22 protein-coding genes are annotated in these 21,826 nt (G+C 68.6%); 14 read left to right on the top strand and 8 right to left on the bottom strand.

Annotation, left to right across the window (positions count from 1 at the left end):
- Positions 1–79: 79 nt before the first annotated feature.
- Together MCAG_RS27295 and MCAG_RS27290 are read right to left on the bottom strand one after the other, a co-directional pair.
- Positions 80–3,061, bottom strand: coding sequence for a BTAD domain-containing putative transcriptional regulator (locus MCAG_RS27295; RefSeq protein ID WP_007076179.1), 2,982 nt, complete (start codon positions 3,059–3,061; stop codon positions 80–82).
- A gap of 580 nt (positions 3,062–3,641) precedes the next feature.
- A complete protein-coding gene (locus tag MCAG_RS27290; protein WP_157548287.1) occupies positions 3,642–4,238 on the bottom strand; it encodes an acyl carrier protein in 597 nt (198 codons plus the stop codon).
- A gap of 191 nt (positions 4,239–4,429) precedes the next feature.
- Here MCAG_RS27290 and MCAG_RS27285 point away from each other — a divergent pair, with 191 nt between their 5' ends.
- The 3 genes from MCAG_RS27285 to MCAG_RS36445 all read left to right on the top strand — a co-directional run bounded on the left by MCAG_RS27285 (position 4,430) and on the right by MCAG_RS36445 (position 5,471).
- Positions 4,430–4,741, top strand: coding sequence for a phosphopantetheine-binding protein (locus MCAG_RS27285; protein WP_007076177.1), 312 nt, complete (start codon positions 4,430–4,432; stop codon positions 4,739–4,741).
- Entirely contained in the window at positions 4,738–5,151 is a 414-nt protein-coding gene (locus tag MCAG_RS36450) for a helix-turn-helix domain-containing protein (RefSeq protein WP_007076176.1), read from the top strand. The genes MCAG_RS27285 and MCAG_RS36450 overlap by 4 nt, the downstream gene beginning before the upstream one ends.
- A gap of 113 nt (positions 5,152–5,264) precedes the next feature.
- Positions 5,265–5,471: a hypothetical protein gene (locus MCAG_RS36445; RefSeq protein ID WP_369751341.1), complete on the top strand. Its 207-nt coding sequence runs from the start codon at positions 5,265–5,267 to the stop codon at positions 5,469–5,471.
- 20 nt (positions 5,472–5,491) lie between these two features.
- Here MCAG_RS36445 and MCAG_RS27275 read toward each other — a convergent pair whose 3' ends face one another.
- Together MCAG_RS27275 and MCAG_RS27270 are read right to left on the bottom strand one after the other, a co-directional pair.
- Positions 5,492–5,890 (bottom strand): hypothetical protein, encoded by a 399-nt coding sequence (locus tag MCAG_RS27275; RefSeq protein WP_007076175.1) that lies wholly within the window; start codon positions 5,888–5,890, stop codon positions 5,492–5,494.
- Positions 5,891–6,130: 240 nt separating this feature from the next.
- Positions 6,131–7,582 (bottom strand): class I adenylate-forming enzyme family protein, encoded by a 1,452-nt coding sequence (locus MCAG_RS27270; RefSeq protein WP_007076173.1) that lies wholly within the window; start codon positions 7,580–7,582, stop codon positions 6,131–6,133.
- 385 nt (positions 7,583–7,967) lie between these two features.
- On the opposite strand from MCAG_RS27270, the gene MCAG_RS27265 reads away from it, so the two are divergent.
- From MCAG_RS27265 to MCAG_RS27255, 3 genes are all read left to right on the top strand, one after another.
- The gene (locus tag MCAG_RS27265) at positions 7,968–9,722 is read left to right on the top strand and encodes a condensation domain-containing protein (RefSeq protein ID WP_036375505.1); all 1,755 of its coding nucleotides are present in this window, start codon (positions 7,968–7,970) and stop codon (positions 9,720–9,722) included.
- 52 nt (positions 9,723–9,774) lie between these two features.
- Positions 9,775–10,752, top strand: coding sequence for a TauD/TfdA family dioxygenase (locus tag MCAG_RS27260; protein ID WP_050778242.1), 978 nt, complete (start codon positions 9,775–9,777; stop codon positions 10,750–10,752).
- Positions 10,753–11,125: 373 nt separating this feature from the next.
- Positions 11,126–11,902 (top strand): thioesterase II family protein, encoded by a 777-nt coding sequence (locus tag MCAG_RS27255; protein WP_198141660.1) that lies wholly within the window; start codon positions 11,126–11,128, stop codon positions 11,900–11,902.
- A 174-nt stretch (positions 11,903–12,076) separates the two neighbouring features.
- Here MCAG_RS27255 and MCAG_RS27250 read toward each other — a convergent pair whose 3' ends face one another.
- Positions 12,077–12,691 (bottom strand): LuxR C-terminal-related transcriptional regulator, encoded by a 615-nt coding sequence (locus tag MCAG_RS27250; RefSeq protein WP_036378096.1) that lies wholly within the window; start codon positions 12,689–12,691, stop codon positions 12,077–12,079.
- A 20-nt stretch (positions 12,692–12,711) separates the two neighbouring features.
- Entirely contained in the window at positions 12,712–13,314 is a 603-nt protein-coding gene (locus MCAG_RS27245) for a LuxR C-terminal-related transcriptional regulator (RefSeq protein ID WP_036375502.1), read from the bottom strand.
- A gap of 428 nt (positions 13,315–13,742) precedes the next feature.
- Between MCAG_RS27245 and MCAG_RS33060 the strand changes: the two genes are divergently transcribed.
- Genes MCAG_RS33060 through MCAG_RS27210 form a run of 8 tightly spaced genes read left to right on the top strand, consistent with a single transcriptional unit; the run spans position 13,743 to position 19,978 of the window.
- Complete coding sequence (locus tag MCAG_RS33060; protein WP_157548283.1) at positions 13,743–14,003, top strand: hypothetical protein; 261 nt, start codon at positions 13,743–13,745, stop codon at positions 14,001–14,003.
- The gene (locus tag MCAG_RS27240; protein WP_007076168.1) at positions 14,000–14,986 is read left to right on the top strand and encodes a trans-aconitate 2-methyltransferase; all 987 of its coding nucleotides are present in this window, start codon (positions 14,000–14,002) and stop codon (positions 14,984–14,986) included. The genes MCAG_RS33060 and MCAG_RS27240 overlap by 4 nt, the downstream gene beginning before the upstream one ends.
- Positions 14,987–15,033: 47 nt before the next feature.
- Positions 15,034–15,798: a 2-keto-4-pentenoate hydratase gene (locus tag MCAG_RS27235; RefSeq protein ID WP_036375499.1), complete on the top strand. Its 765-nt coding sequence runs from the start codon at positions 15,034–15,036 to the stop codon at positions 15,796–15,798.
- A gap of 31 nt (positions 15,799–15,829) precedes the next feature.
- A complete protein-coding gene (locus MCAG_RS27230; RefSeq protein ID WP_007076166.1) occupies positions 15,830–16,726 on the top strand; it encodes an acetylating acetaldehyde dehydrogenase in 897 nt (298 codons plus the stop codon).
- Entirely contained in the window at positions 16,723–17,787 is a 1,065-nt protein-coding gene (dmpG, locus tag MCAG_RS27225) for a 4-hydroxy-2-oxovalerate aldolase (RefSeq protein ID WP_007076165.1), read from the top strand. Before MCAG_RS27230 ends, dmpG begins: the two co-directional genes overlap by 4 nt.
- Entirely contained in the window at positions 17,780–18,007 is a 228-nt protein-coding gene (locus tag MCAG_RS33055; RefSeq protein ID WP_036375496.1) for an acyl carrier protein, read from the top strand. Before dmpG ends, MCAG_RS33055 begins: the two co-directional genes overlap by 8 nt.
- The gene (locus MCAG_RS27215) at positions 18,000–19,049 is read left to right on the top strand and encodes a histidinol-phosphate transaminase (protein WP_157548281.1); all 1,050 of its coding nucleotides are present in this window, start codon (positions 18,000–18,002) and stop codon (positions 19,047–19,049) included. The genes MCAG_RS33055 and MCAG_RS27215 overlap by 8 nt, the downstream gene beginning before the upstream one ends.
- Positions 19,046–19,978 (top strand): LnmK family bifunctional acyltransferase/decarboxylase, encoded by a 933-nt coding sequence (locus tag MCAG_RS27210; RefSeq protein WP_007076163.1) that lies wholly within the window; start codon positions 19,046–19,048, stop codon positions 19,976–19,978. The genes MCAG_RS27215 and MCAG_RS27210 overlap by 4 nt, the downstream gene beginning before the upstream one ends.
- 206 nt (positions 19,979–20,184) lie before the next feature.
- On the opposite strand, the gene MCAG_RS27205 is transcribed toward MCAG_RS27210, so the two are convergent.
- Both MCAG_RS27205 and MCAG_RS27200 read right to left on the bottom strand, forming a co-directional pair.
- The gene (locus tag MCAG_RS27205; RefSeq protein ID WP_007076161.1) at positions 20,185–20,448 is read right to left on the bottom strand and encodes a hypothetical protein; all 264 of its coding nucleotides are present in this window, start codon (positions 20,446–20,448) and stop codon (positions 20,185–20,187) included.
- A 94-nt stretch (positions 20,449–20,542) separates the two neighbouring features.
- Positions 20,543–21,826 (bottom strand): MFS transporter, encoded by a 1,284-nt coding sequence (locus tag MCAG_RS27200; protein ID WP_157548279.1) that lies wholly within the window; start codon positions 21,824–21,826, stop codon positions 20,543–20,545.

Raw genomic sequence — 21,826 nt, 5'->3', positions numbered from 1 at the left:
GCGTTGGCCGTGGCGAACGCTGGCCAACGTCGCGTCGTGGTGGATCTGCTGGCCCCTTGCTGCGATCGGTCCGCAGCCGTCAACCGGTAGCGGTGATCTCTCCGGTCGGCTCGTTTCTACTCCGCGCCGGTAGCCGGCCGGCGGCTCGGCGCAATGCGCCCAGCTCTTCGAGGGAGCGCGAGTGCCACGGACCGTTCTCCTGCATTGCGAATGCGTTCGCGGCCTGCACGAAGAAATGTTCCGCGGTATCGAACTCGCCCCGGCCCATGTATACCCGGCCGAGCCCGAACAGGGCGTGTGCGTGCACATTCCGCTCGTTCGTCATTCGGCAGATTTCGACGGCCTCGCTGAAATGAATCTCCGCCGCGGTGAATTCGTTCTGCTCCAACATGGCACCGCCAAGGCCGTTAAGGGCATAGGATTGGCCGACGCGATCGTCCTGCGCCCGAGCCAGATCCAGTGCCGATTGGAAGACGGCCTTTGCGGTCAGCGCCTGCCCCGATTCGGCGAATACCTCACCGAGCCGGTACAACGCCTGCGCCTGAAGGCGCCGGTTACCGAGCTGTTCACCCAGTGCGAGCGACTCCTTCGCCAGCGTTTCGGCCCGTTCCGGGGAACCGAGATCCAGGTGGCTACGGGCGAGTCCGCTCAGTACGTGAGCCTGTGCGCCCAGGTCGCCCACTGTCCGGAACCTCTCCAGGGCCTGCTCGTAACGCAGCACCGCCATGCTGGTCCGGCCCTGGATGCGGTCCAGGTGGGCAAGGTTTCGCAGCGTCAATGCCGCCCCAGCCTGATCGCCGGCCGCATCGAACAACCCCATGGCGTGCAGCAGGTTCTCGCCGTCGTCCTCGGCGTGTTGGGCGACGCCCAGCGAGCCGAGCGACGCCAACACGGCGGCTTCGCCCCGGCGATTGCCGGCCCTGCTGGTGGCCTCCAGCGCGATGTTGTGCGTCGCACGCCACTCGGCGAACAGGCCGCGCCTCTCATACATGGTGACCGAAACGATGGCCAGCTCCCAGCACAACTCGTCCAGCTTCAGCTCCGCCGCCTGGCGGATGGCCACCTCCAGCGTGATGCGCTCCTCGTCAAACCAGGCCGTCGGATCGCCGAGGAACCGATCGAACTCGGCACGTGCGCCGGGCCACCGGGGCGCCGTTCCGTGCAGCACCGCGAAGCGTCCCCCGTAGATCCGTTGATGAGCCTCCTCCGCGAAGGCGAGCAGGGCGCCGAGCGACCGCGCGACCGCGTCGATGCACTCCCCCCTGTCGTCCTGCGCCAGCCGGTGCTCGCTCGCAAACACCCGCACCAGCTCGTGGAATCGGTAGCGGGGTTGCCTGGTGAGCGCGGAGAAGTGGGCCTCCAGCAGCCAGACGTCCGCGAGTTCGTCCAGGAGTACCGTCGCCCGCTTCGTATCGCAGTCCAGCAGAGCCGCTGCGGTCCAGGCGCTGAACTCGTGTATCTCCAGTGCACTGAGGAGCCAGAAGAGAGTCTGCGCCGGTACGGTGAGTGACTCGTACACATCAGCGAGCAGCGTGCGGACCGCGACGTCGCCGTGGGACAGTTCGTCCAGCCGGGACCGCTCGTCGCGCAGCCGGTCCAGCAGGGTGCTAACCGCCCAGTGCGGGTGTGCGGCCAACCGGACCCCGGCGATCCGCACGGCCAGGGGCAGGCCGCCGCACATCTGGGCCAGCTCCGCCGCGACGTCGGGCGCCGCGGCGACCCGCTGCTCCCCGCAGATTCGGCCGAGCAGGGTCAGGCTCTCGTCGGCCGACATCATGTCGACATCGACGGTCCGAGCGCCCGGGATGCCGGCGAGCCTGCGGCGGCTGGTGATCAGCACCGCCGGACCCGGCACTCCGGGGAGCAGGTCGGCGATCTGGTCCTCGCTGCCGACATCGTCCAGCACGATCAGCAGCCGTCGCGTCGCCATCTGGCTGCGTAGCAGGTTGATCCGCTGCCCGGGCTCGACCGGGATCGCCGCCGCGGCGACGCCGAGCCCGTGCAGGAGGTCGCTGAGCACCGCGTCGGTCGAGCGTGGCTGCGCGGTGCTCCCGTACAGGCAGGCGTAGAGGCTGCCGTTGACGAACTCGGTGCGAAACAGGTGTGCGACGTGCAAGGCCAGCGAGGTCTTGCCACAGCCCGGTGCGCCGGTGACGACCGCAATCGGTACCCGTTTGGCGTCCCCGCTGGTCAAGGCGGCGGTGAGGGCGTCGATCAGCGCGGCATGGCCGACGAAGTCCGGCAAATCGGCGGGCAACTCCTGCGGACGGTGCAAGCTGCTGGCGGTCCCGGTACGTCTGTCGTCCACGTCGCCGCTGAGGCTGGTGTCCTGGCTGAGAATCGCGCGTTCCAGTTTGCGCAGGTACTGACTCGGTTCGATGCCCAGTTCGCCCACAAGTTTGGTGCGGGCCGTACGGTACGTCGCCAGCGCTTCAGCCTGACGTCCGGACCGGTAGAGAGCGAGCATCCGGAACCCCCATAGGCGTTCCCGCAGGGGGTACTCCGTGGTCAACGCGACCAACTCCTCGACAAGCTCCCGGTGACCGCCCAGGCCCAAACGGATCTCGGCGCGGTCCTCCAGCGCCATGATCCGCCGCTCCTCCAGACGGTGGGAGACGACTTCCACAGCCCGCCCGGGCACTCCACCCAACGCCGGGCCGGACCAGATGTCGATCGCGCGGTTCAGGTGTGTCAGCGCCTCGTCCAGCCGCCCTTTGGCCGCGGCGGACCGGCCCTGGGCGAGGGCGTCGTCGAACACGAGGTAGTCGAGCTGCTGGCGGGCCACCCGGATGGAGTAGCCGAGTGGGTTGGTATCGATGATCTCCGGGCTGCCGAGAGCCCGGCGCAGCGCGGAGATGCAGATCTGGATCTGACCACGCGCGCTGGGCGGCGGGGAAGCATCCCAAACGGCGCCGATCAGCTTGTCGACGGTCACGACATGGTTGGCAGCCATCAGCAAATTGGCCAGTACTATACGTTGCCGCGGCGAGGTTATCGGCACGGGGGAACCATCGACCACGGCTTCCAATGTTCCAAGGACCCGGAACTCGACTCGGACCATGTCGGGAGTATACGGTCGATAGAAAGATGAACGCCAATCTCATTGAACCACCGTTCCGCCGTTCAGCCAACAGGCGGGCGAACGCGAGCGGGACGCCGAGCCGGGCGGAGTAGCCTCGATTCACTAGAGGGCGGTTTGACAGGTTATAGCTGGCCTTGCGGCTTGAGTAAACATGGGGAAGATCTCGGTAAATTATTGTGATTTGGCGTCACTCAATGTCGTGAGGATCCGGCTGGCGGTGATGACCGGGGTCTGGTGGCTACGTGGGGCCGGTCGTGGGAGAACGTGCGGCGTATCTGAGTGATCTCGCCGATGGGCGGTGGGCGTTGATCGGTCCGTTCCTGCGGGCGTGGAAGGCACCCGCGCCCGTCGGTGTCCGGGGGTGAGGGCCCGTCCGGGATCGTGTCGGAGTTGATCATCGCGGTTGGTGGTGACCGCGGCATCGACCACCGACAACCAGATCGGGATCCAGTTGATCGACCGGGTCGTGGCACACACCCCCGACGGCGACCAAAGCGCGGGGTCGACGCCACCCGTCGCACCATGCTCCACGAGCCGATCATGAAGACGTCTCGCCTACTCACTGCCCTTGCAGCACCAGGCGCCCACGCAGGAGGCTGGCGACGCCTCTGATGCTGTAGGTGCTCATGAAGTCGTAGACGTCCAGCGCCTCGCCGAACTCCTCCTCGATCTTCGAGAGAATCTCGACCGCGACCATCGAGTCGCCACCGAGGTCCAGGAAGTCGTCGTGCACGCCGATCCACCTCAGGTTCATGGTGCCGGTCCAGATCGACAGGAGCCGTTCCTCGATGCCGTCGACCGGACCTTCGAAGAGGGTGCACGTGCCGGCGATGACGGCGGAACGGATGTACTCGGTGTCGAGGGCGTCGCCGGCGAGCGGCATGGCGTCGACGAGTAGCACACCGTCCAAGCCGCAGTCCGCACCGAGCCGGTCCCACACGTAGCCTCGAAGCTCCGGCCCGCTCACGTATTGGGAGAACTCGACCAAGCCGATCGTGGCGTCCCGATCATCGTGGCGTATCGTCGTCGCCCGGGCATCGCGCACGGCCGAATGCCCCCGCAGGGTGGATGCGAGCTCTGCCAAGCCAACCATCAACCGCTCCTTCAATAACGGCGGCAATCCGAGCCGTCGGCGCGGATTGACAACAGTCGCCAATGTGCCACGGAAGCTTGAGTGGTCGCAGAGAAGGATCGGCAGAAATTTCGGAAGAGGCCGACTGCCGCTGCTTCTTCCCGCCTGCCCTTGCCTGCGCCGGTCGAATCGGACCACAATTCATGCCGACGGGTGGCGAGCCTGCGACCGTTCGCTATTCGACGCCACATTGTCGCCGGTTCAGGGGGTAATGAATGATGAACGAAACCAGCTACGCGCCGTCATCGCTCGCCGAGGAAGATGTGCCGAGCACCACAACCGAGCGGATCATCGCCGAGGTGTGGGCCGAGGTACTGAACCTTGACGAGGTCGGACGGCACGACAACTTCTTCGACCTCGGCGGCCATTCGGTGCTCGCGACGCAGGCCGTGGCCCGGTTGTGCGTGGCACTGGGCCGACACCTGCCGGAGCGAGCCTTGTTCGACTGGCCGACCGTCGCGACCCTGGCCTCGGCCCTGCCCGACTATCCCGCCGCCGAACAGGATGTACGTATCAGGCGCAGGTGAACGACGGGTCCGGTGGGAGCCAGGACTTAAAAGGAGTGTCGCTTCACGCCCTTGAGCGCGCACAGCAGATGCGCGGCGGGTGCCGCGCGGCGGTCTACGGCTGGCGGCATCGCTGGACGGCCGGCGGCGAGCAGGCCATCGCCCGCCTGGTCCAGGCCGACGAGGACACGATCCGGCAGGTCATCCACCGATTCAACGAGATGGGGATGGCCAGCCTGGACCTTCGGTGGGCGGGTCCCCGCCTGATCAGTCCTGACGGGGAAACCTTCATCGTCGCGACGGCCCACACGCGCCTGAAGCCTGGGGGCGGCCATTCACCCGACGGAGCGTCCGCAAGCTCGCCGACTACCTATATCCACAGGCCGCCCGCCCGATCGAGATCGGGCGGGAACGGCTGCGGCAGCTACTGATCAAGCACGGGATCACCTTCCAGCGGACCAAGACGTGGAAAGCGTCCACCGATCCGCAGCGTGACGCCAAACTCGCCCGCCTCGACTATGTCACCAGCAACTTCCCGCAGCGGATGTTCGCGTTCGACGAGTTCGGGCCGCTGGCCATCCGGCCGCAAGCCGGGGCCGGTCGGGCGCCCAGAGGCCACGCCCGTCTCGTCCGGCTCACCACCGCCCACGTCGTCAGCAACGAGACGGGCGTCTGCCTTCGCCTCAACACGATCCCGCCGCAGATCGGTGGTTGGCCGGTGCCACGAGAACCGCTCACGCAGCTGAAGTAACCCGTCGAAGTTAGCCCCGATCAGATCGGCTCCGGCAGTGCCCCGAGATGCTTGCCCACACGCTCACGCAGCAGCAGGTACTCCTGCCAGCGCCGAGGCAAGGGCCCCACAGGACGCTCGACCACCCGCGCTTCCTCGATGGACTGTCCCGCCTGGAACTGCTCGCGCGTCAGATCGAGCTCCACTCCACTAGACAACCGATTCCACCAGTGGAAACCGCGCTGAACTGCACCGAGATACACCTTGCCGACCACGAGATCGCCGCGGAAGACGTCATTGACGATCAGGGCCGTGATGTCGCAGTGACCCCAAGCCGGGTTACTGGGCTGCCAGTCAGCCTGGTCGTCGGGCGAGCAGGTGTCGGCAGCCCAGCTCACACGCAGAGCCTTATCAAGATCCAAAAGATTCCAGGGAGCCACCCCAACAGCATCGCAGCACCCTCTGACATCCGAGGGCTCGCCCCTTCAAAGGGCCTATTCCACGCCTCCGAATGCCCAAAGCTGACGATAGAAGCTGTGCCTGCGGTAGAACGCCTGCGCGCGAGGCGTTTCGCAGGTGAGTGCGGGCGGTCGGAGCCGCGACGGAGAGCCCGGTAGGAGCTGCCCGACCTGGATCGCGACCGCCAGCGGGCCGAAATGCCGGTGAAGACCGGGCCGTGATCAGCCCCGCTGGCCGGCCAGCCGCCAACGTTCGAGCTTGCCGGCGGCCGAGCGCGGTACTTGATCGACGAAGGTCACCCGCGTCGGCACCTTGTAGTTGACCAGACCGGCCCGGCAGTGGGCCATCAGTTCGCCGCTACTGACCGACGACCCCGGGTTGCAGACGACGTAGGCTCCGACCGTCGACCCGAGCAATTGCTCCTCGGTTGCCACCACCACGGCGTCCAGCACTGCGGGGTGTTCCAGCAGCTGCGCCTCGACCTCGTTGGGATAGACCTTCTCGCCGCCCACATTGATCACGTCGTGCCGTCGGGGGGCGAGGAACAGATAGCCGTCCTCGTCGAGCCATCCGAAGTCACCGACGCTGGCGAAACCGTCGGCCGTCGTCTCCAGCACCTGGCTGCCCAGGTATGCGTCTCCTCTGGAGACCCGACCGGCGCGCATGAACACCTTACCGGTCTGTCCCGGGCCGAGCCGGTTCCCGGCTTCGTCCCTGATGCTGATCTTCGTGAAGAACCCGCGACCCACCGTTCCGGGCCGCTGTTGCCATTCGTCCCCACGCACCAGCGTGCCGCCGATGTTCTCGGTCGAGCTGTACACCTCGTACAGATGTTGCGGCCCGACCAGCTCGATCCACCTCTTCTTGGTGAACGAGTCGCACGACGCGGCCGTGTGCATCACCGTGCGCACGCTGGTGAAGGATGCCGGGTCGGGCTGGAGAAGCATCAGGATGGTGCGCATGTGCGCCGGGGTGAGCTGGATCCATTCCACCGCGTAGCGCTCGACCAGCTCCACCGTCCATGCCGGCAGAAAGTACGGCGGCAGAACGGTGGTGTTACCGTCGAGGAGCCCGTCCAGCAGCGTGGTGAACGGGGCCGCATGGTGCAACGGGCCGAGGATCAGTTGCCGCTGACCGGATCGCCAGCCGGCGCGGCGGCGCAACGGCAGCGGCACCTGGTGCGGATCGTAGACGAGCGGTCCGGGGCGAATCGCGATCTTCGGCCGGCCGGAACTGCCGCCGGTCGGCAGCAGGTAGGCGATCCGGTTGGCCATCGACGCCGGCGACCGCCCCGGCCGATCGGCGTCGGCGTCGGCCTCGGCGTCGATGAGCTGAGCCTGCCCGTACGTCTGACCGATGAAGTTGAGGAGTTTCTCCCGCTCGGGGGCGGGCGAGGCCGGGTTCAGCGGCAGCAGTGGCAGCTCCGCGGACAGGACAGCCACGATGTCGACCACCGCCTGGATCGTGTTGTTCGCCTCGATCGCGACCACGCCCGGACCGGTCCCTCGTGCGGCGGCGTCCACCAGTGCGTCCGCCCGCCGGCCGCTCCGCTCGGCCAGCTCCCGCCACGTCAGTACCTGCTCGACGGAGTTCTCGTCGAAGCCGACGACCGCGGGCCTGTCGGTTGACATTTCCGCGATATCGGCCATCCGCTGGCGGATCGATATGCTCATTCGGGCCTCCCACGATCGAGTGTGTCGTCATCCACCCGGCGGTCGGCGACATGCCGGGCGGGCCGGCCGTAGTGGGCGAAACGCAAGCCCACGCGGCAGACCGAGCCGGCGCACACATGATGGACGCAGGTCGATGATGGCCCGCAGAGCCTGGCGCACGCAGAGAACAACCGGCAGAACAACGCACACGATCCGACCCACGAGTCGCTGCCGGTCCTTCTCTACTGCGCGACGCGGACCGCTCAATAACCTGGCGCACATGGTCTCACCAGGGCATGTCGACAGTGCCGCGCCGAGCACTCGGGCGACGCCGACCCACCAGGCAACCCGAACCCGCGGTCCCCGCCGCCGGGAGCGATCGGTGAGCCTGGTCCCGCGGTCTTCGGTGACCGTGCGGTTCAACGGAACGCGAGCAGCCGAGGGGCCGCTCAACATCGGCCAATACAACGTTCTGCAGTGGCTGCGCGGCGAGTCGGAGCATTTCTTCGCGGCCGTCGCGGGGGAACTCGACGTTCCGGCCGCAGCCGTGGTCGATGACGTCGCCGAGGCACTCGCAATTCTGGTCGAACGGCACGAAGGACTTCGTACGACGTACGTCGACGGCGTCGAACCACAGCAGTTCGTGCACGCCACCGGCGACCTTGTCGTCGAGGTTTACGCAATCGAGGCCGCTGACCCACAACTCGTCGACCGGGCCGGCCTGTCCAGGGACCTCACCCGGCGGTTGCGCGCCGCGGGCGCGTACCGCACAGGCGAACTGCCGGTCCGGGCCGCCCTCGCGGTGCTGCCGAGTGACGCGTCCAGCAGCTCCGCCTGCGTGGTGCGGGCCGCGGTGATCGGCTGCTCGCATCTCGCGGTCGACTATCAGGCGATGGAGATCATCAAGCGGGAGTTCGCGGACCTGATCCGTGATCGCACCGCACGGCCGGCCGGCGGACCACCGATCCAGCCGTTGGACCTGGTCGCCCTGGAACGCACACCCAAGGCGTTGCGGCACGAGGAATCGGTTCTGCGCTACTGGAAGGACGGGTTCTCCCGCATGCCGCAGTGTCTGTACCCCGTCCCGCGGGTCGCCGCCGGCAACGGGTCAGTAGCCGTCGAGATGACCTCCACCGCGGCCGGGATGGCGTTGCGAGCGGTGACGGCGCGCACCAGGACGAGTCGCGCCAGCGTCGTGCTGGCCGCGATCGGCGCGGTGCTCTCGCACCGCACCGGCACCCGGGAGCTCGTGCTCCCCACCCTGTCCGCCAATCGCTTCGAGCCGCACCTCCGGCAGCACGTCGGCAGCCTCGCGCAGCTCGCGTTGATCACGCTCACGATCAGTGACACCACCTTCGACCGGCTGGTCCGGCAGGCGTGGGCCGCGGTGATCGATGCCAGCCGGCACGGACGCTACGACGTGGACCGGCAGAGGGCCATCGCACATCGGATCGAACACGAGCGCGGCGTCGCATTCGACTGCGAGCCGCTGTTCAACAACCTTGTCATCGAGTCGGGTCCGGCGGCCGGCAGGGCCACGGCATCGGTGCCCACGCCGGGTGAACTGGACGCCGCGCGGCGCGCGACGCGACTCCGGCGGCAACCGATGCCCGTCGGGACCACGCTGATCCGGTTCGATCTCTATGGGACCGACGGACAGTTGCGTCTCGGCTGTTGGAGCAGCGACACCGGCCGCATCTCCGACGACGAGGTCGAATCGCTGCTCGTGGCGGTCGAGAACCTGTTGATCGCGGCCGGCTCCGGTGACCTCGACGCCCGCGGGATCCGCGGCTCGATCCCGCTCAGCCCGGTACAGCGGGGCCCCGGCTGGCTGCTCGTGGACGGCTGCTGGGTCGAGGTGGCCGAAGTGCAACGGCTGCTCGACGACGGGCTGGCGTCCACCGGTGCAAAGGTTTTCGCAGCCGTGAACGGCCTGCCGTTGGTCGCTCATCTGGCGCGGACCGAGTCCGTACGCACACCCGAACAGGCCCATGCCGCTTGCATGGCGGCGCTGAAGGCGTATCCGACGGCGATAGCGCCACAGCACTACGTCATCTACGAACGCGTCCCCGGTGACCCCGATGACCCGGCCGCATGGATCGGCGCGTGCTGCCAGGGATCCGGCCGGAACTTCAGAACCGTCGACCCGGGGCTCTGCTGATCCCCATCCGCCCAACAGATTCAACGAAGGGAGCCGACGGGTGACCACGAGCATGATCACGCCCGCGCGCCTCGTGCCCGCGGCGTCAGCCGATGAGTCGGCACTGCCCGGTGTGCTGACCGCGCCCACCGACGGCGTACCGGCCGCGAGTCATCTCGCAGGGGTCCGGGACTCGGTCCGTCGGCAGCTGCGCACCCACGGCGCGGTCCTGCTGCGCGGCTTCGACATCGGCGACGTCAGCGGGTTCGAGCGAGTCGTCCGGGCGGTGTCCGGCGCGCCGCTGTCCTATGCCGAGCGGTCGTCACCGCGCAGCACCATCGAGGGCCAGGTCTACACGTCGACGGACTACCCGCCGACCGAGGAGATCTTCCTGCACAACGAGAACTCGTACCAGGCGACCTGGCCGTTGACGTTGTTCTTCTACTGCATCACCCCGCCCGACACGCTGGGCGCCACTCCGCTCGCCGACACCCGCCGGATCCTGCGGTCGATCGACCCGGCCGTGCGGGAGGAATTCACCCGGCGCGGCTGGACCGTGGTGCGCAACTTCACCGAGGGCTTCGGCGTGCCGTGGCAACAGGCGTTCAACACCACCGACCGGGCAGAGGTCGAGCGCTACTGTGCGCGCAGCGGTGTGGAGGTTCAGTGGATCGGGCGCACCGGCCTGCGTACGACGGCCCGCCGACGGGCGGTGCATCAGCACCCTGTGACCGGCGAGACCGTCTGGTTCAACCACCTCACGTTCTTCCACGTGACCACGCTGCCCGAGGAGGACTGTGAGGGGTTACGGGAGATGTTCGACGAGGCGGACCTGCCCACCAACACGTACTACGGAGATGGCGGACCGATCCCCGACGAGATCGTGGCGCACCTGCGCGACTGTTACCGCGCCGCCCAGCGCCGATTCGATTGGCAACGTGGCGACGTACTTATCGTGGACAATATGCTTTCGGCCCACGGCCGCGAACCGTTCACCGGACCACGCAAAATTGCCGTAGCGATGGCCGAACCATTGCCGGTTTCGTCATGACAGGTGGCACAAACCGACGGAGGGCCACCTCTGTGGCAGCCCTCCGTGAGCCTCTCCAGGAGAGGCTGATCAGCCCCACGGAGTGTCGTCGGGAGCGGCGACCACCGATGCGGGCGGCGTGGTGATCAGGCGCGGGCCGGAAACCATTGATACTCGCAACTCGGTACCCCTTGTCTGCTTCGGCTCTCGTGCCGGCTGCCGCCGACAGGAACAAAACTATCGCCGACCGTTTTCAGCTCCCCATCATGACGCTTTCCTCGCCGACCGGGACTTGCCCGATCGGCGATAGCGACATGGAGGCGCTCGGAGCGACGATTGAGCAACAATTGCCTACTCTCCGTCAACGAAGGCGACCTTCCTCATGGCCTCATGGTTGGACCACCGCACCGATCCCCCGCATGCCGGCACCGCAGCGCTGATCTGCATTCCCAGCGCCGGTAACGGCGACTTCCAGTTCGATCGGTGGCCCGACACCGTCGGCCCGTGGTGCGTTGTCCGCACGCCGGCCGCGGGTGGCCCAGGCGGCGAAGCACCGGGGACGAGGTCCGCGGCCTCAGCCACACCGGCGCCTTCAGGGCTGCCGGAGCGGGCCGCGGAGCTCGTGGCCGACCTCATGCGCCGAGGGGTCGAGAACTTCGCGTTGTTCGGCCACGAGAGCGCCGCGCTGCTGGGCTACCAGGTCGCGGTCGAATTGGACCGGCGGGGCGCGCCGGCACCGCTGCGCCTGTTCGTATCGGGCTGTCCCGCACCCCAGTATCTCAGCCGATATGCCGGCGAGGCGCACGCCGAACCGACCGACGATGAGCTGACCGAGCGTGCGCTGGCGACCGCGGTGGCCATGGGCGGCATCCCGCTGCCATCGATCGTTGCGACGGGCGTGCGGGCGCTCCGGGCCGAACTGGCCGCGTTGCGGGCCTATCGGATGCCCCGCCCGGTACCGCTGCGCTGCCCGCTGACCGCGATTCGGTGGCTGGACCAAGGCATCGAACTGGAGGCACTGGCCGGCTGGTCGGCGTACGGGGACACCGATCTGGTGCAGTTGCCCGGATCTGGGTTGAGCTATGCGACCGAGCCGGCTGACCTGTTGCGGGTCATCGGCGACCGAGCGCCGGCGCCGGCCGGTGACATCCGTCGGCCGGCCGAGTGGTGACACCGGCCGGCCGACGCCACGGCTTTCGAGACCGCTCGTGACGCTGATCGGGCGGATCCGTGCCGACCGTGTCCTACGGCCAGACCATGGGAACGACCGACCGCACCCGAGCGACTCACTCCAGCCCAAGTCCGCCGCGGCTTCACGCCAGCGTGAAGCCGCGGACCGACAGACTCAGATCAACCCGGCCTCTACCCCGCAGGCCACGGCGTGGGCGCGATTGCGAACCTGCAACCGCGCCATCATGTCGTAGATGACGTTCTTCACCGTGTGGTTGGAACACAGCAGCGACCGGGCGATCATCGCGTTGTCCTGGCCCTCGGCCATCAACGCGAGCACCCTCGTCTGCCGGGGCGTCAGCGGTGACCGGCCGGCCGCCCGGGACGTTCCGGCCGGGTCCGGTGTACCGGCGCCACCGAGCACCCCGACCAGCACCTCGTGCGGCAACCGAACCTCCCCGTCCCGGGCCGCCTGCAACGCGGCGGCCAATCGGCTCGGTGTGGCGTCGGCGAACCGGAGCATCACCAGAGTCCCCGAACGCAGTACGCGTACCACGTCCGCCGGCGAGAAGCGGTCCGCGATCACCAGCGTCCCCTGTGGCGCGGACCGCGGCTGCGGCGGGCACGCCACCAGCGCCTCACTCACCGTAGCGACCGCTGTGACGATGACGGTGTCCGGTGATCCGTCCGGCTCGGGCACCGACGTGATACCGGCCTGCCGCAGCGCGGCCAGCACCTCGGCCCGGATGGTCGCGTCCGGGGCCACCACATGCGCGGTCGGTGCCGTCATGCTCTTCCCCTGTTCGCCGTTCACAGCATCCCGGCCCGCAGGGCGAAGGCCACCGCGTGGGCCCGGTTGCGCAGCCGGAACCGCCGCGTGATGTCGTGCACGACACTCGTCACGGTGCGCGTCGAGTAGCACAGCTCCTGCGCGATCTCGCCGGTCTCCCGCCCGTCGGCGAGCAGCCGCAGTACCGCGCGCTCGCGGTCGCTGATGTTCGACGCGAGGGTGCCGGCGGGAACGGCCGGCGCGGCGAGCAACCGGTCGAGCATGTCCGGCGAGACCGTACAGTCCCCCGCACCGGCGGCCAGCACGGTGCGGGTGAGCCGGTCCGCGGTCGCCTCCCGGCGCCGGAGCAGGCCGCGCGCACCGGCCGCGATGGCCCGCAGCGCGTCAGCCGGTTCCACCTCGGGCACTACGAGCACCACCTCGGGCCGGTCCGCCCCGGCACGGACTGCCCGCACCGAATCCAGCGCGTCCTGGCCCAGATGGTCGACCACCAGGACCGTGACCACGGCCCTCTCCCGCGTCGTCACCACGGCGATGTCCGGGCACCCGAGCATCGCGCTCGTCACGCCCGCCTCCAGCACGGGGTCGGTCGCCACGACGTTGACCCACATCGGTTCGCCCATCACGCCTCCTTCGTCGCCGCGCCGTGGCGTGGCGTGGCGTCGGAATGTCCTGGGCGTATGGTTCCGCGACGAGCTAACTGGTCGCTGTCGACTCGCTGTCAGCCGCCGGCGCAGGACGATAGCGGACCATCGACTCGCTATCGTCGCGCACCGCCGGTCCTCCTGCCCTGGTACGCCGAACGGGCCGGCTCAGACGGCAGCCGACCCGGTGGCGGCGGTGTCCGCGCCCACCGCCCGATAGCCGGCCGGCCGCCGTGCCCGCGACACGATCGACGAACGGCAGGCGACAGGAAGCAACGACAGTCGACGTCTTCCCGTATGTCTGCCGATTCTTCTCTGCAGTCGGTCGCGTTTCCCGTGGCACATTGACAACCGTTGTAGATCCTTGCCGAAAACGCGGATAGCCGCCGTTGCGGAAGGAACGGTTGATGGATGACCTGGCAGAGCTCGCATCCACTTTGGCAGGGCATCCGGCCGTGCGCGATGCACCAGCGACGATAATTCGCCACGACAAGCCGGACGCGACGATCGGCGTGGTCGAGTTCTCCGAACACGTGAGCGGACCGGAGCTTCGAGGCTCGACACCCCCTGCGGCATCGCCGGCCTCCTGCCTCAACGGACGCGAACCGGAAAAGCAAGGGTCGATACCGAACAATCGCCGAATCGGCGGGACGTGGGTGAATAAGTGATCAGTTCTGACGTCAGTGAAATCGCTGCGGATCTTGCTGCGAATGCCACTCTTCTGGAGATCGCCGAGAATCTGGGTCTTTCGCCGCTTCTCGATCGTGGGACGCCGTTCACGCTGGCCGAGGCAACGACCGCGGCCGGCGTTGCCGAAGCTCGCACCCTGCCCTTCCTGCACGCCATGGTCGCCGCCGGGCTGCTGGAGCGCGACGCCGAGACCGGGCCGTTCGCGCCCTGCGCGGACCTCGCGGACCGGCGGTACGAGGCGGGTTACCTGTCCTGGTCGCTCAATGCGAACCGTCCGTACATCGATCACGCCGAGCGATTCCTGCGCGAACCGGAAGCGGCCGGCCGGCAACACCAGCGCGACGGCCGACGCGTGGCGGTCTCGTCCCGCTGGATCGGCTCGCACGGCTTCTACCCCGGTGTGTTGTCCGAGATCATCAACCGCAAGCCCCGGCGCATCGTCGATCTCGGCGCCGGCGCGGGCGCGCTTCTGATCCGGCTCCTGACCGAGCTGCCCACCAGCACCGGCGTGGCCCTGGACCTCAGCTCGGGGGCGTGTGAGGAGGCCGAACGCGCCGGTCGCCGCGCCCAGGTGGGCGACCGGCTCACGGTGGTCAACCGGTCCGTCGAAACGCTCGTCGACGACCCCGGTCCACTCGACGGCGCGGACATCGTCCACGCCGGCTTCGTCATGCACGACGTCGCCCAGACTCCCGAGGTCTTCGCGGGTGTCCTGCGGGCGTGCCGCGAGCACCTCGCCGACGGCGGCTGCCTGGTGATCACCGACGCGGTGCCGTATGTGGACACTCCGGGCGAGCGCGCCTTCAGCGCCCTGTTCAGCTATCTCCATGAGAGCTCCATGGGCGTACGGCTGCCGGCCGAGAACCAGTGGTGCGAACTCTTCCGGCAGGCCGGTTTCTCCGACGTGACCAGCACCCCCCTGCGGATGCCCGGCAGCCGCCTCTTCGTGGCCACGCGATGAGCCGCAGCGGCGGATCACCGGCCCTAGCGGAGCACGACGCCGAGCGCATGGCCATGGCCCTGTACGAGGCGCGGAGGAAACGCGTACCGATCGCTCCGTTCACCGACGCCTGCCCCACGCTCGACGCGGCGGGCGGATACGCCGTCCAGCGTAGGCTGACCGAATTGCTGATCGCCGACGGCGAGCGTGTGATCGGCTACAAGGCAGGGCTCACCTCCGCCTCGATGCAGGAGATGTTCGGGGTCCACGCCCCGGACTACGGGCCGGTGTTCGCCTCGACCGTCCGCACGGACGGTACGTGCTTCGCTCGTGGCGAGTTCATCTCGCCGAAGGTGGAAGCCGAGATCGTCTTTCGTCTGGCAAGCCCGTTGACCGGTCCTGGCGTCACTGTGGAGCAGGCCCACGCGGCGATCGGAGAGGTCATCGCCGGTCTCGAGATCGTCGACTCCCGGATCACGGATTGGCGCATCCGGCTGGGCGACACGATCGCCGACCTCGCCTCGAACGGCGCAGCCGTGCTGGGACGCTCGATCCCGGCCCGCGCGGAGCTGGACTACCGGCTCGTGCGAATGGCCTTCCGCCGCAACGGGGAGCTGGTCGCGTCCGGCCGCGGCGCCGACGCGCTGGGCGACCCGGTGGCGGTGGTGGCGTTGCTGGCGAACCTGCTGGGCGAGAGCGGCGTCACGCTGGAGGCCGGGCAGCTGATCATGACCGGTGCCCTGCACGCCGCGGTCCCGTTGAGCCCCGGTGACACCTACACCGCCGAATTCGATCATCTGGGCACGGTCACTCTGCAAGTGGCAAATGCGTAGTCACGACCCGGGTAGGAAGGCGATCCCCTCGATGAACTCAGAACGACGGCTGTCAGTTGGGGTGCTCGGCGCCGGGCTCATCGGCGTCGACCTGGCGATGAAAGTCGAGCGGTCCCCCGTACTGGACCTGCACCTCATCGCCGGCCGGACGGCCGAAAGCCCGGGCCTCAAGCAGGCCGCTCGGCTGGGGCTGCCGGTCGCGAGCCGGGGCCTACCTTCACTGGCCGACCTCGACGAACCGCTCGACGTGGTCTTCGACGCCACCAACGCCGGCTCGCACGCCGAACACGCCGCCGCGCTGGCGCCGCTCGGCACGCTGCTGGTCGACCTGACGCCCAGCCGGATCGGGCGCATGGTCGTCCCCACCGTGAACGGCGCGGACGTCGCCGCTCACCGCGACCTCAACATGGTGAGCTGCGGCGGGCAGGCGTCGGTGCCGATCGTACGGGCGATCGCACGAGCCCACCGGATCGACTACGTGGAGGTGGTCGCGACCGCCGCGACGCTCAGCGTCGGCCGCGGGACCAGGTTGAACCTCGATGAGTACGTGGAAACCACTCAGGACGCGCTCCGCGAGTTCACCGGCGTCGGGGACGTGAAGGCAATCCTCAACATCAGCCCGGCTCGTCCTCCGGCGACCTTCAGGGTGGCCATGTCCCTGGTCGGCGAGGGGCTGACACACGATTCGGTGCACCCGCTCGTGGCGGCCGCCGCCGCCGACGTCCGTGCCTTCGCCACCGGCTACACCGTGACGAGCTGCATCGTGAACGACAGCAAGGCGTTCATCGCCGTGGAGGTGACCTCCGCAGGCGACCAGATACCCGCCTACGCGGGCAACCTCGACATCATCAACTCCGCAGCGATACGGGTCGCTGAGCGTTGTGCGGTGGAACGCCGATCGATCGAGGTCATGGAGGTGGTGTCATGAGCCAGCAAGCCACGGAGAGTTCGCCCAGACAACCGATCCTGATCCACGACCCGACGTTGCGCGACGGACACCACGCCGTCCGCCACCAGCTCGGGCGGGAGCAACTTCGCGCGTACGCTAAGGCCGCGGACGCCGCCGGGATACCCGTCGTCGAGGTGGGGCACGGCAACGGCCTGGGCGCCTCGTCCCTGCAGGCCGGCCGAGCCCTCCTCAGCGACGAGGCGATGCTGTCGGTGGTCCGGGAGGCGTTGACGACCAGCAAGCTCGGTGTGTTCATGCTGCCGGGCTGGGGCACGACCGAGAACATCCGGCAGGCCATCTCGTACGACGTCGACCTCGTCCGTATCGGCACCCACTGCACCGAGGGCAACCTGGCCGAACGGCACCTCGGGCTCCTGCGCGACGCGGGCGTCGATGCACACGGCGTTCTGCTGATGAGCCACATGGCGAATCCCGAGCGCCTGGCCGAGGAGTGTGCGCGGCTCGTCGGGTTCGGCGCGACAGGCGTGGGCATCCTCGATTCCTCCGGCTACTACCTGCCGGCGGATGTGACCACGCGTATCGCGGCCATCCGGTCCGCCGTCGACGTGCCGGTGATGTTCCACGGGCACAACAATCTCGGTATGGCGGTGGCGAACTCGATCGCCGCCGCCGAGGCAGGGGCCACCATCCTGGACGCTTGCGCCCGGGGGTTCGGCGCGGGGGCCGGCAACACGCAGCTGGAAGTTCTCGTGCCCGTGCTCGAGCGGCTGGGCTACGACACCGGCATCGACCTCTATCGACTGCTGGACGCGGCGGACATCGCCGAGCGGGAGCTGATGCCCGCACCGCCCACCATCGATTCGATCGGCGTGGTGAGTGGTCTCGCCGGGGTGTTCTCCGGCTTCAAGAACCGGGTGCTGGACGTCGCCGCCCGCGAGGGCGTCGATCCGCGCGACGTCTTCTTCGAACTGGGCCGCCTGCAAGCGGTGGCCGGGCAGGAGGACCTCATCGAGGACGTGGCACTCACGCTGCGTGCCGGGCCCACGGGCCGGAGTGAACGGATGGCAAGCCATGTTTGACCAACTCAAGACCATCCTGGTCGAGGATCTGCAGATGCGGACCGAGGACGTCGTCGCCACGGCCGATCGCGCCGAGGTGGGCCTCGACTCCCTCGCCGTGGTCGAGCTGTCGGCCCTGCTCAGCAAGCGGCTGGACATCGAGATCTCCGACTACGAACTGCTGGAACTCGCGACGGTCGGCGACATCGCCGATCTGGTCGCGGAGCGCTGTCGTGCGTGAGCCCGCCGGACCGCCCCATGCCGTCACGCGGGTCCTGTCACGCAACGAGTCATCGCACAGCCCGTTGCCGGACATCGTCGCCACGGTCGCGGCGAGCGGCCGGGACGTCAACCGCTATCCCGACCCGGCGTGTGCCGACCTGACCCTGGCGCTCGCTCACCGGCACGGTGTCGAGCCGGATCGGGTGGCGGTGGGCGCCGGGTCCTGTGCGTTGCTCCAGGCGTTGTTCCAGCTCGCCGGGCCGGGTGCGACGGCCGTCTACGCCTGGCGGTCCTTCGAGTACTACCCGGTCCTCGCCGGCCATCTGGGGATCCACTCGGAGCAGGTGCCGCTGGCCGACGACGCGCACGACCTCACCGCCATGGCCGATCGCATCACCTCCACCACCCGGCTGGCCGTCATCTGCAATCCCAACAACCCCACGGGTACGCTGGTCGGCCTGGACCGGCTGCGCGCGTTCCTCGATCGCGTCCCGCCGACCTGCCTGGTGGCCCTCGACGAGGCGTATTTCGAGTACGTCGACGAGCCGGTCGGGACCGGCGGCATGGCGCTGTGCGACACGTATCCGAACCTGGTGGTCCTGCGCACGTTCTCGAAGGCGTACGGCCTGGCAGGACTTCGGGTCGGCTATCTCATCGGCGCCCCACGTATCGTGGCGTCGCTGCGCGAGATGTCGCTGCCCTATGCGGTGAGCGGGCCGGCCCAGCACGCGGCAGTCGCCGCCCTCGGCCTCGAGGAGGTGCTCCTGACGCGTGTCCGAGAGACGATCGCCGAGCGTACCCGCGTGCGGGCGGCCCTGCTGGCCGACGGCTTCACGGTTCCCGCCAGCCAGGCCAACTTCGTGTGGCTCGGGCTCGGCGAGAACGCGGGACCGTTCGGCCGTTGGTGTGCACGGGCCGGCATCGAGCTGCGGGTCTTCGACGGTGACGGCGTCCGGGTGTCGATCGGTTCGCCCTCGGACAACGACGCGTTCCTCGCGGCGGCACACCAGTGGCGCGTCCGCAACGCACCGGAATCACTCACGACTGGAGCGGTGAGATGACGCCAGAGAACACAGCCCTTTCCCGAAAGGTGGTCGTCGCGCCGGGAATGTGCAGCGGTGGCTCACTGATCTTCGGACGGATCGGGGACTGGACGTGGGAATCGGTGGCCGAAGCCTGCCGCACCAACGTGCACGCCGCCCGTACCGCGGAGGGCCAACCGACCTACCTCTCGTTCTACTACTACCGGGTGCGTGGCGGGAAGGCCGTTCATCCGCACGGCCTGGCCTTCGGCGACGAGCTCGAGGTGACGTCGAGGGTCTTCCAGTTCGGCGGCGGCTCGGTTCTCACGTTGCATCGGCTCGCGCCCGCCGGCTCCGGCCTCGGCACCGCGTTCCTCGACCCGGCGGAGGTCTACGAGACGCCGAACCCGGAGTGCATGTACGCGGAGACTCTCAACCGGTGGATCGCGCGTGGCCATCCGCACAGCAACCGGGTCCTCACCGAAACCGTCCCCCACGATTTCGACTACGCCGACCTGCCGCGACTTCCGAATCAGTTCTCACCGCGTACGCTCGTCGGCCGCGCCCGTCATGCGGGCAGCTTCTGCACTCCGGGGCCGCCGGGATTCACGGTCGGCGGGGACGAGCAGTCCTTCGAATACGCATTGGACGCGGTACGGGACATCAACGGCGCCGGGCTGGTCTACTTCGCCTCGTACTTCTCGATCTTCGACACGGCGCTGTTGCGTCTGTGGCGCGGGCTCGGCCGCAGCGAGCGGCAGTTCCTCCAGCGGCGGGTGATCGATCAGAAGGTGGGCTTCTTCGGCAACGCCGACCTGGGCTCGCTTTTCACCATCACCGCCCGCAGATGGCAGAACGTCGCCGACCCGCTCTCCGAGATCGCCGACCTGGAACTCCGCGACTCCACCACCGGTCGGCTGCTGGCCGTCGCGGCGATCGAGACGGAAACACCGTCGACGCCGGCATGACGACGGCGTCAACGGCGACAGGTTGCGGTGCCGGTCAGTTCAGCTGACCGGCCAGCCGCCGGCGTTCGAGCTCGCCGGCGGCGAGCAGTGGCCCAGGCCGATCCGACACGACAGATCAGCCCGGCCTGCACCCCACAGGCCACCGCATGGGCGCGGTTGCGAACCTGCAACCGCGCCCATCGTGTCGTAGATGACGGGCACCACCGTCAGTGTTTCCATGTCTTCTCCCGATCACCGGATACGGCAACGGGAACGGCCGACGCGGCGAGCGACCGGTCGAGCGTGTCCGGCGAGACCGTGCAGTCGCCCTCGCCGGCGGCCAGCACGGGTGCGGGTGGGCCGTCCGCCCCGGCGCGACGGCCACACCAAATCGAACTCCCCTGGCCCAGGCAGTCGGCTACCAGGACCGTGACCGCGGCTTCCTCCCGCGTCGTCACCACGGTGATGTCCGGGCAGAGGTCGACTGACATCACACCCTCCTTGAATCTTGGGCGAACTGTTCCGCAAGGAACCAACCGGGCACTGTTGCCACACTGTCCGCCGCAGGCACTGGGCCCGAGCGGGCTATCGAGCAGCTGTCGTCGCGTACTGCGCGCTGGTCAGCGCCACGGGACTGACACGCCGCAGCGCCACCACAAGGTTGACCGCCGCGAGGGTGGACAGGGCCGCGAGGACGAGCAGGGTCGTCGTCACGCCGAAGCGGCCGATCGCCATCCCGCCGACGAGGAAGCCCAGCGGGCCGGCGATGTTGCTGATGGTCATGACCGCCTGGATCACCTTCGCGCGGATGTCGGCCGCGAACCGAGTGGCCAGGATGCTGAAGAACGGGGCGTTGGACAACGGGAGTGCCGCACCGGACACCGCGAGCGCGGCGACCAGGACCGGCACCGGCACGTTGAACAGCAGCACCCACCATGGAAGAACGAGTTGGAAGGCGGCCAGGCCGAAGACCAGCGCCGGGGACATCCGGCTGCCGATCAGATAGCTGACGGCCGCCCCGGCGATCGCGCCGGCACCGAAGCCCGAGAGCAGCAGCCCACCGACCTTGGCATCGCCACCGAAGCGGTCGAACGCCAGCAGCGGCAGCGCGAGCATCAGGACCCGCAGAAGGAAGCCGAAGCTGATGGTCGAGACCATCACCCGTCGCAGGAAGTCGTCCCCGCGCACCGCGCGTACACCGGCCAGGACTCCCGTATGGGCCGCGGTGCGCTGCTCCTGCTGCTGTGGTGGCGGCGGCGGTTCCGTCCGCCACGTGCGCGGGACGAACCACCACAGCAGCAGACCGGACAACGCGTAGGTCGCGGCGTCGAACCACAGCACCCGCTCCGCACCGAGCGTCGCGATCAGCACGCCCGCCACGGCCGGGCCGGCGAGCGCGGCGACGTTGAAGCCCCCTTCCAGCACGCTGTTCGCCCGCATCAGCGCCTTCGGGTCCGGGCCGGCGAGCTCGGTGGCCAGGTCGCGTTGCGCGGCGAAATAGGGCACCCCGAGCACGCCGATCACCGCGACGATCGTCAGGAGCAGGGGGAAGCTGAGCAGGCCCACCGCGGCCAGCGCAGGTACCGCCGCGATGGCCGCGGCCTGCGCGAAGTCGGCGACCACCATGGTTCGGCGTGCGCCGAACCGTTGAATCACCTCTCCGCCCGCGAATCCGAGCAGAGCCATGGGCAACACCGACACGGCGAAGACCAGACCTGCCCGCGGGGCCGAGTCGGTGCTCTCCAGGACCAGCCACGGCAGCGCGAGCATCGTCATCTGGGTCCCGAAAGCGGAGCCGCTGCCGGCGACATACACTGCCGCGAGTGCGCGTCTGGCGGGGGCCGGTCCGGGCGGTTGCCCGGTTCGCAT

Source organism: Micromonospora sp. ATCC 39149, assembly GCF_000158815.1.
GTDB lineage: Bacteria > Actinomycetota > Actinomycetes > Mycobacteriales > Micromonosporaceae > Micromonospora.
The sequence above is the reverse complement of the archived record's forward strand: the minus strand, read 5'-3'. Positions and strand labels throughout refer to the sequence as shown.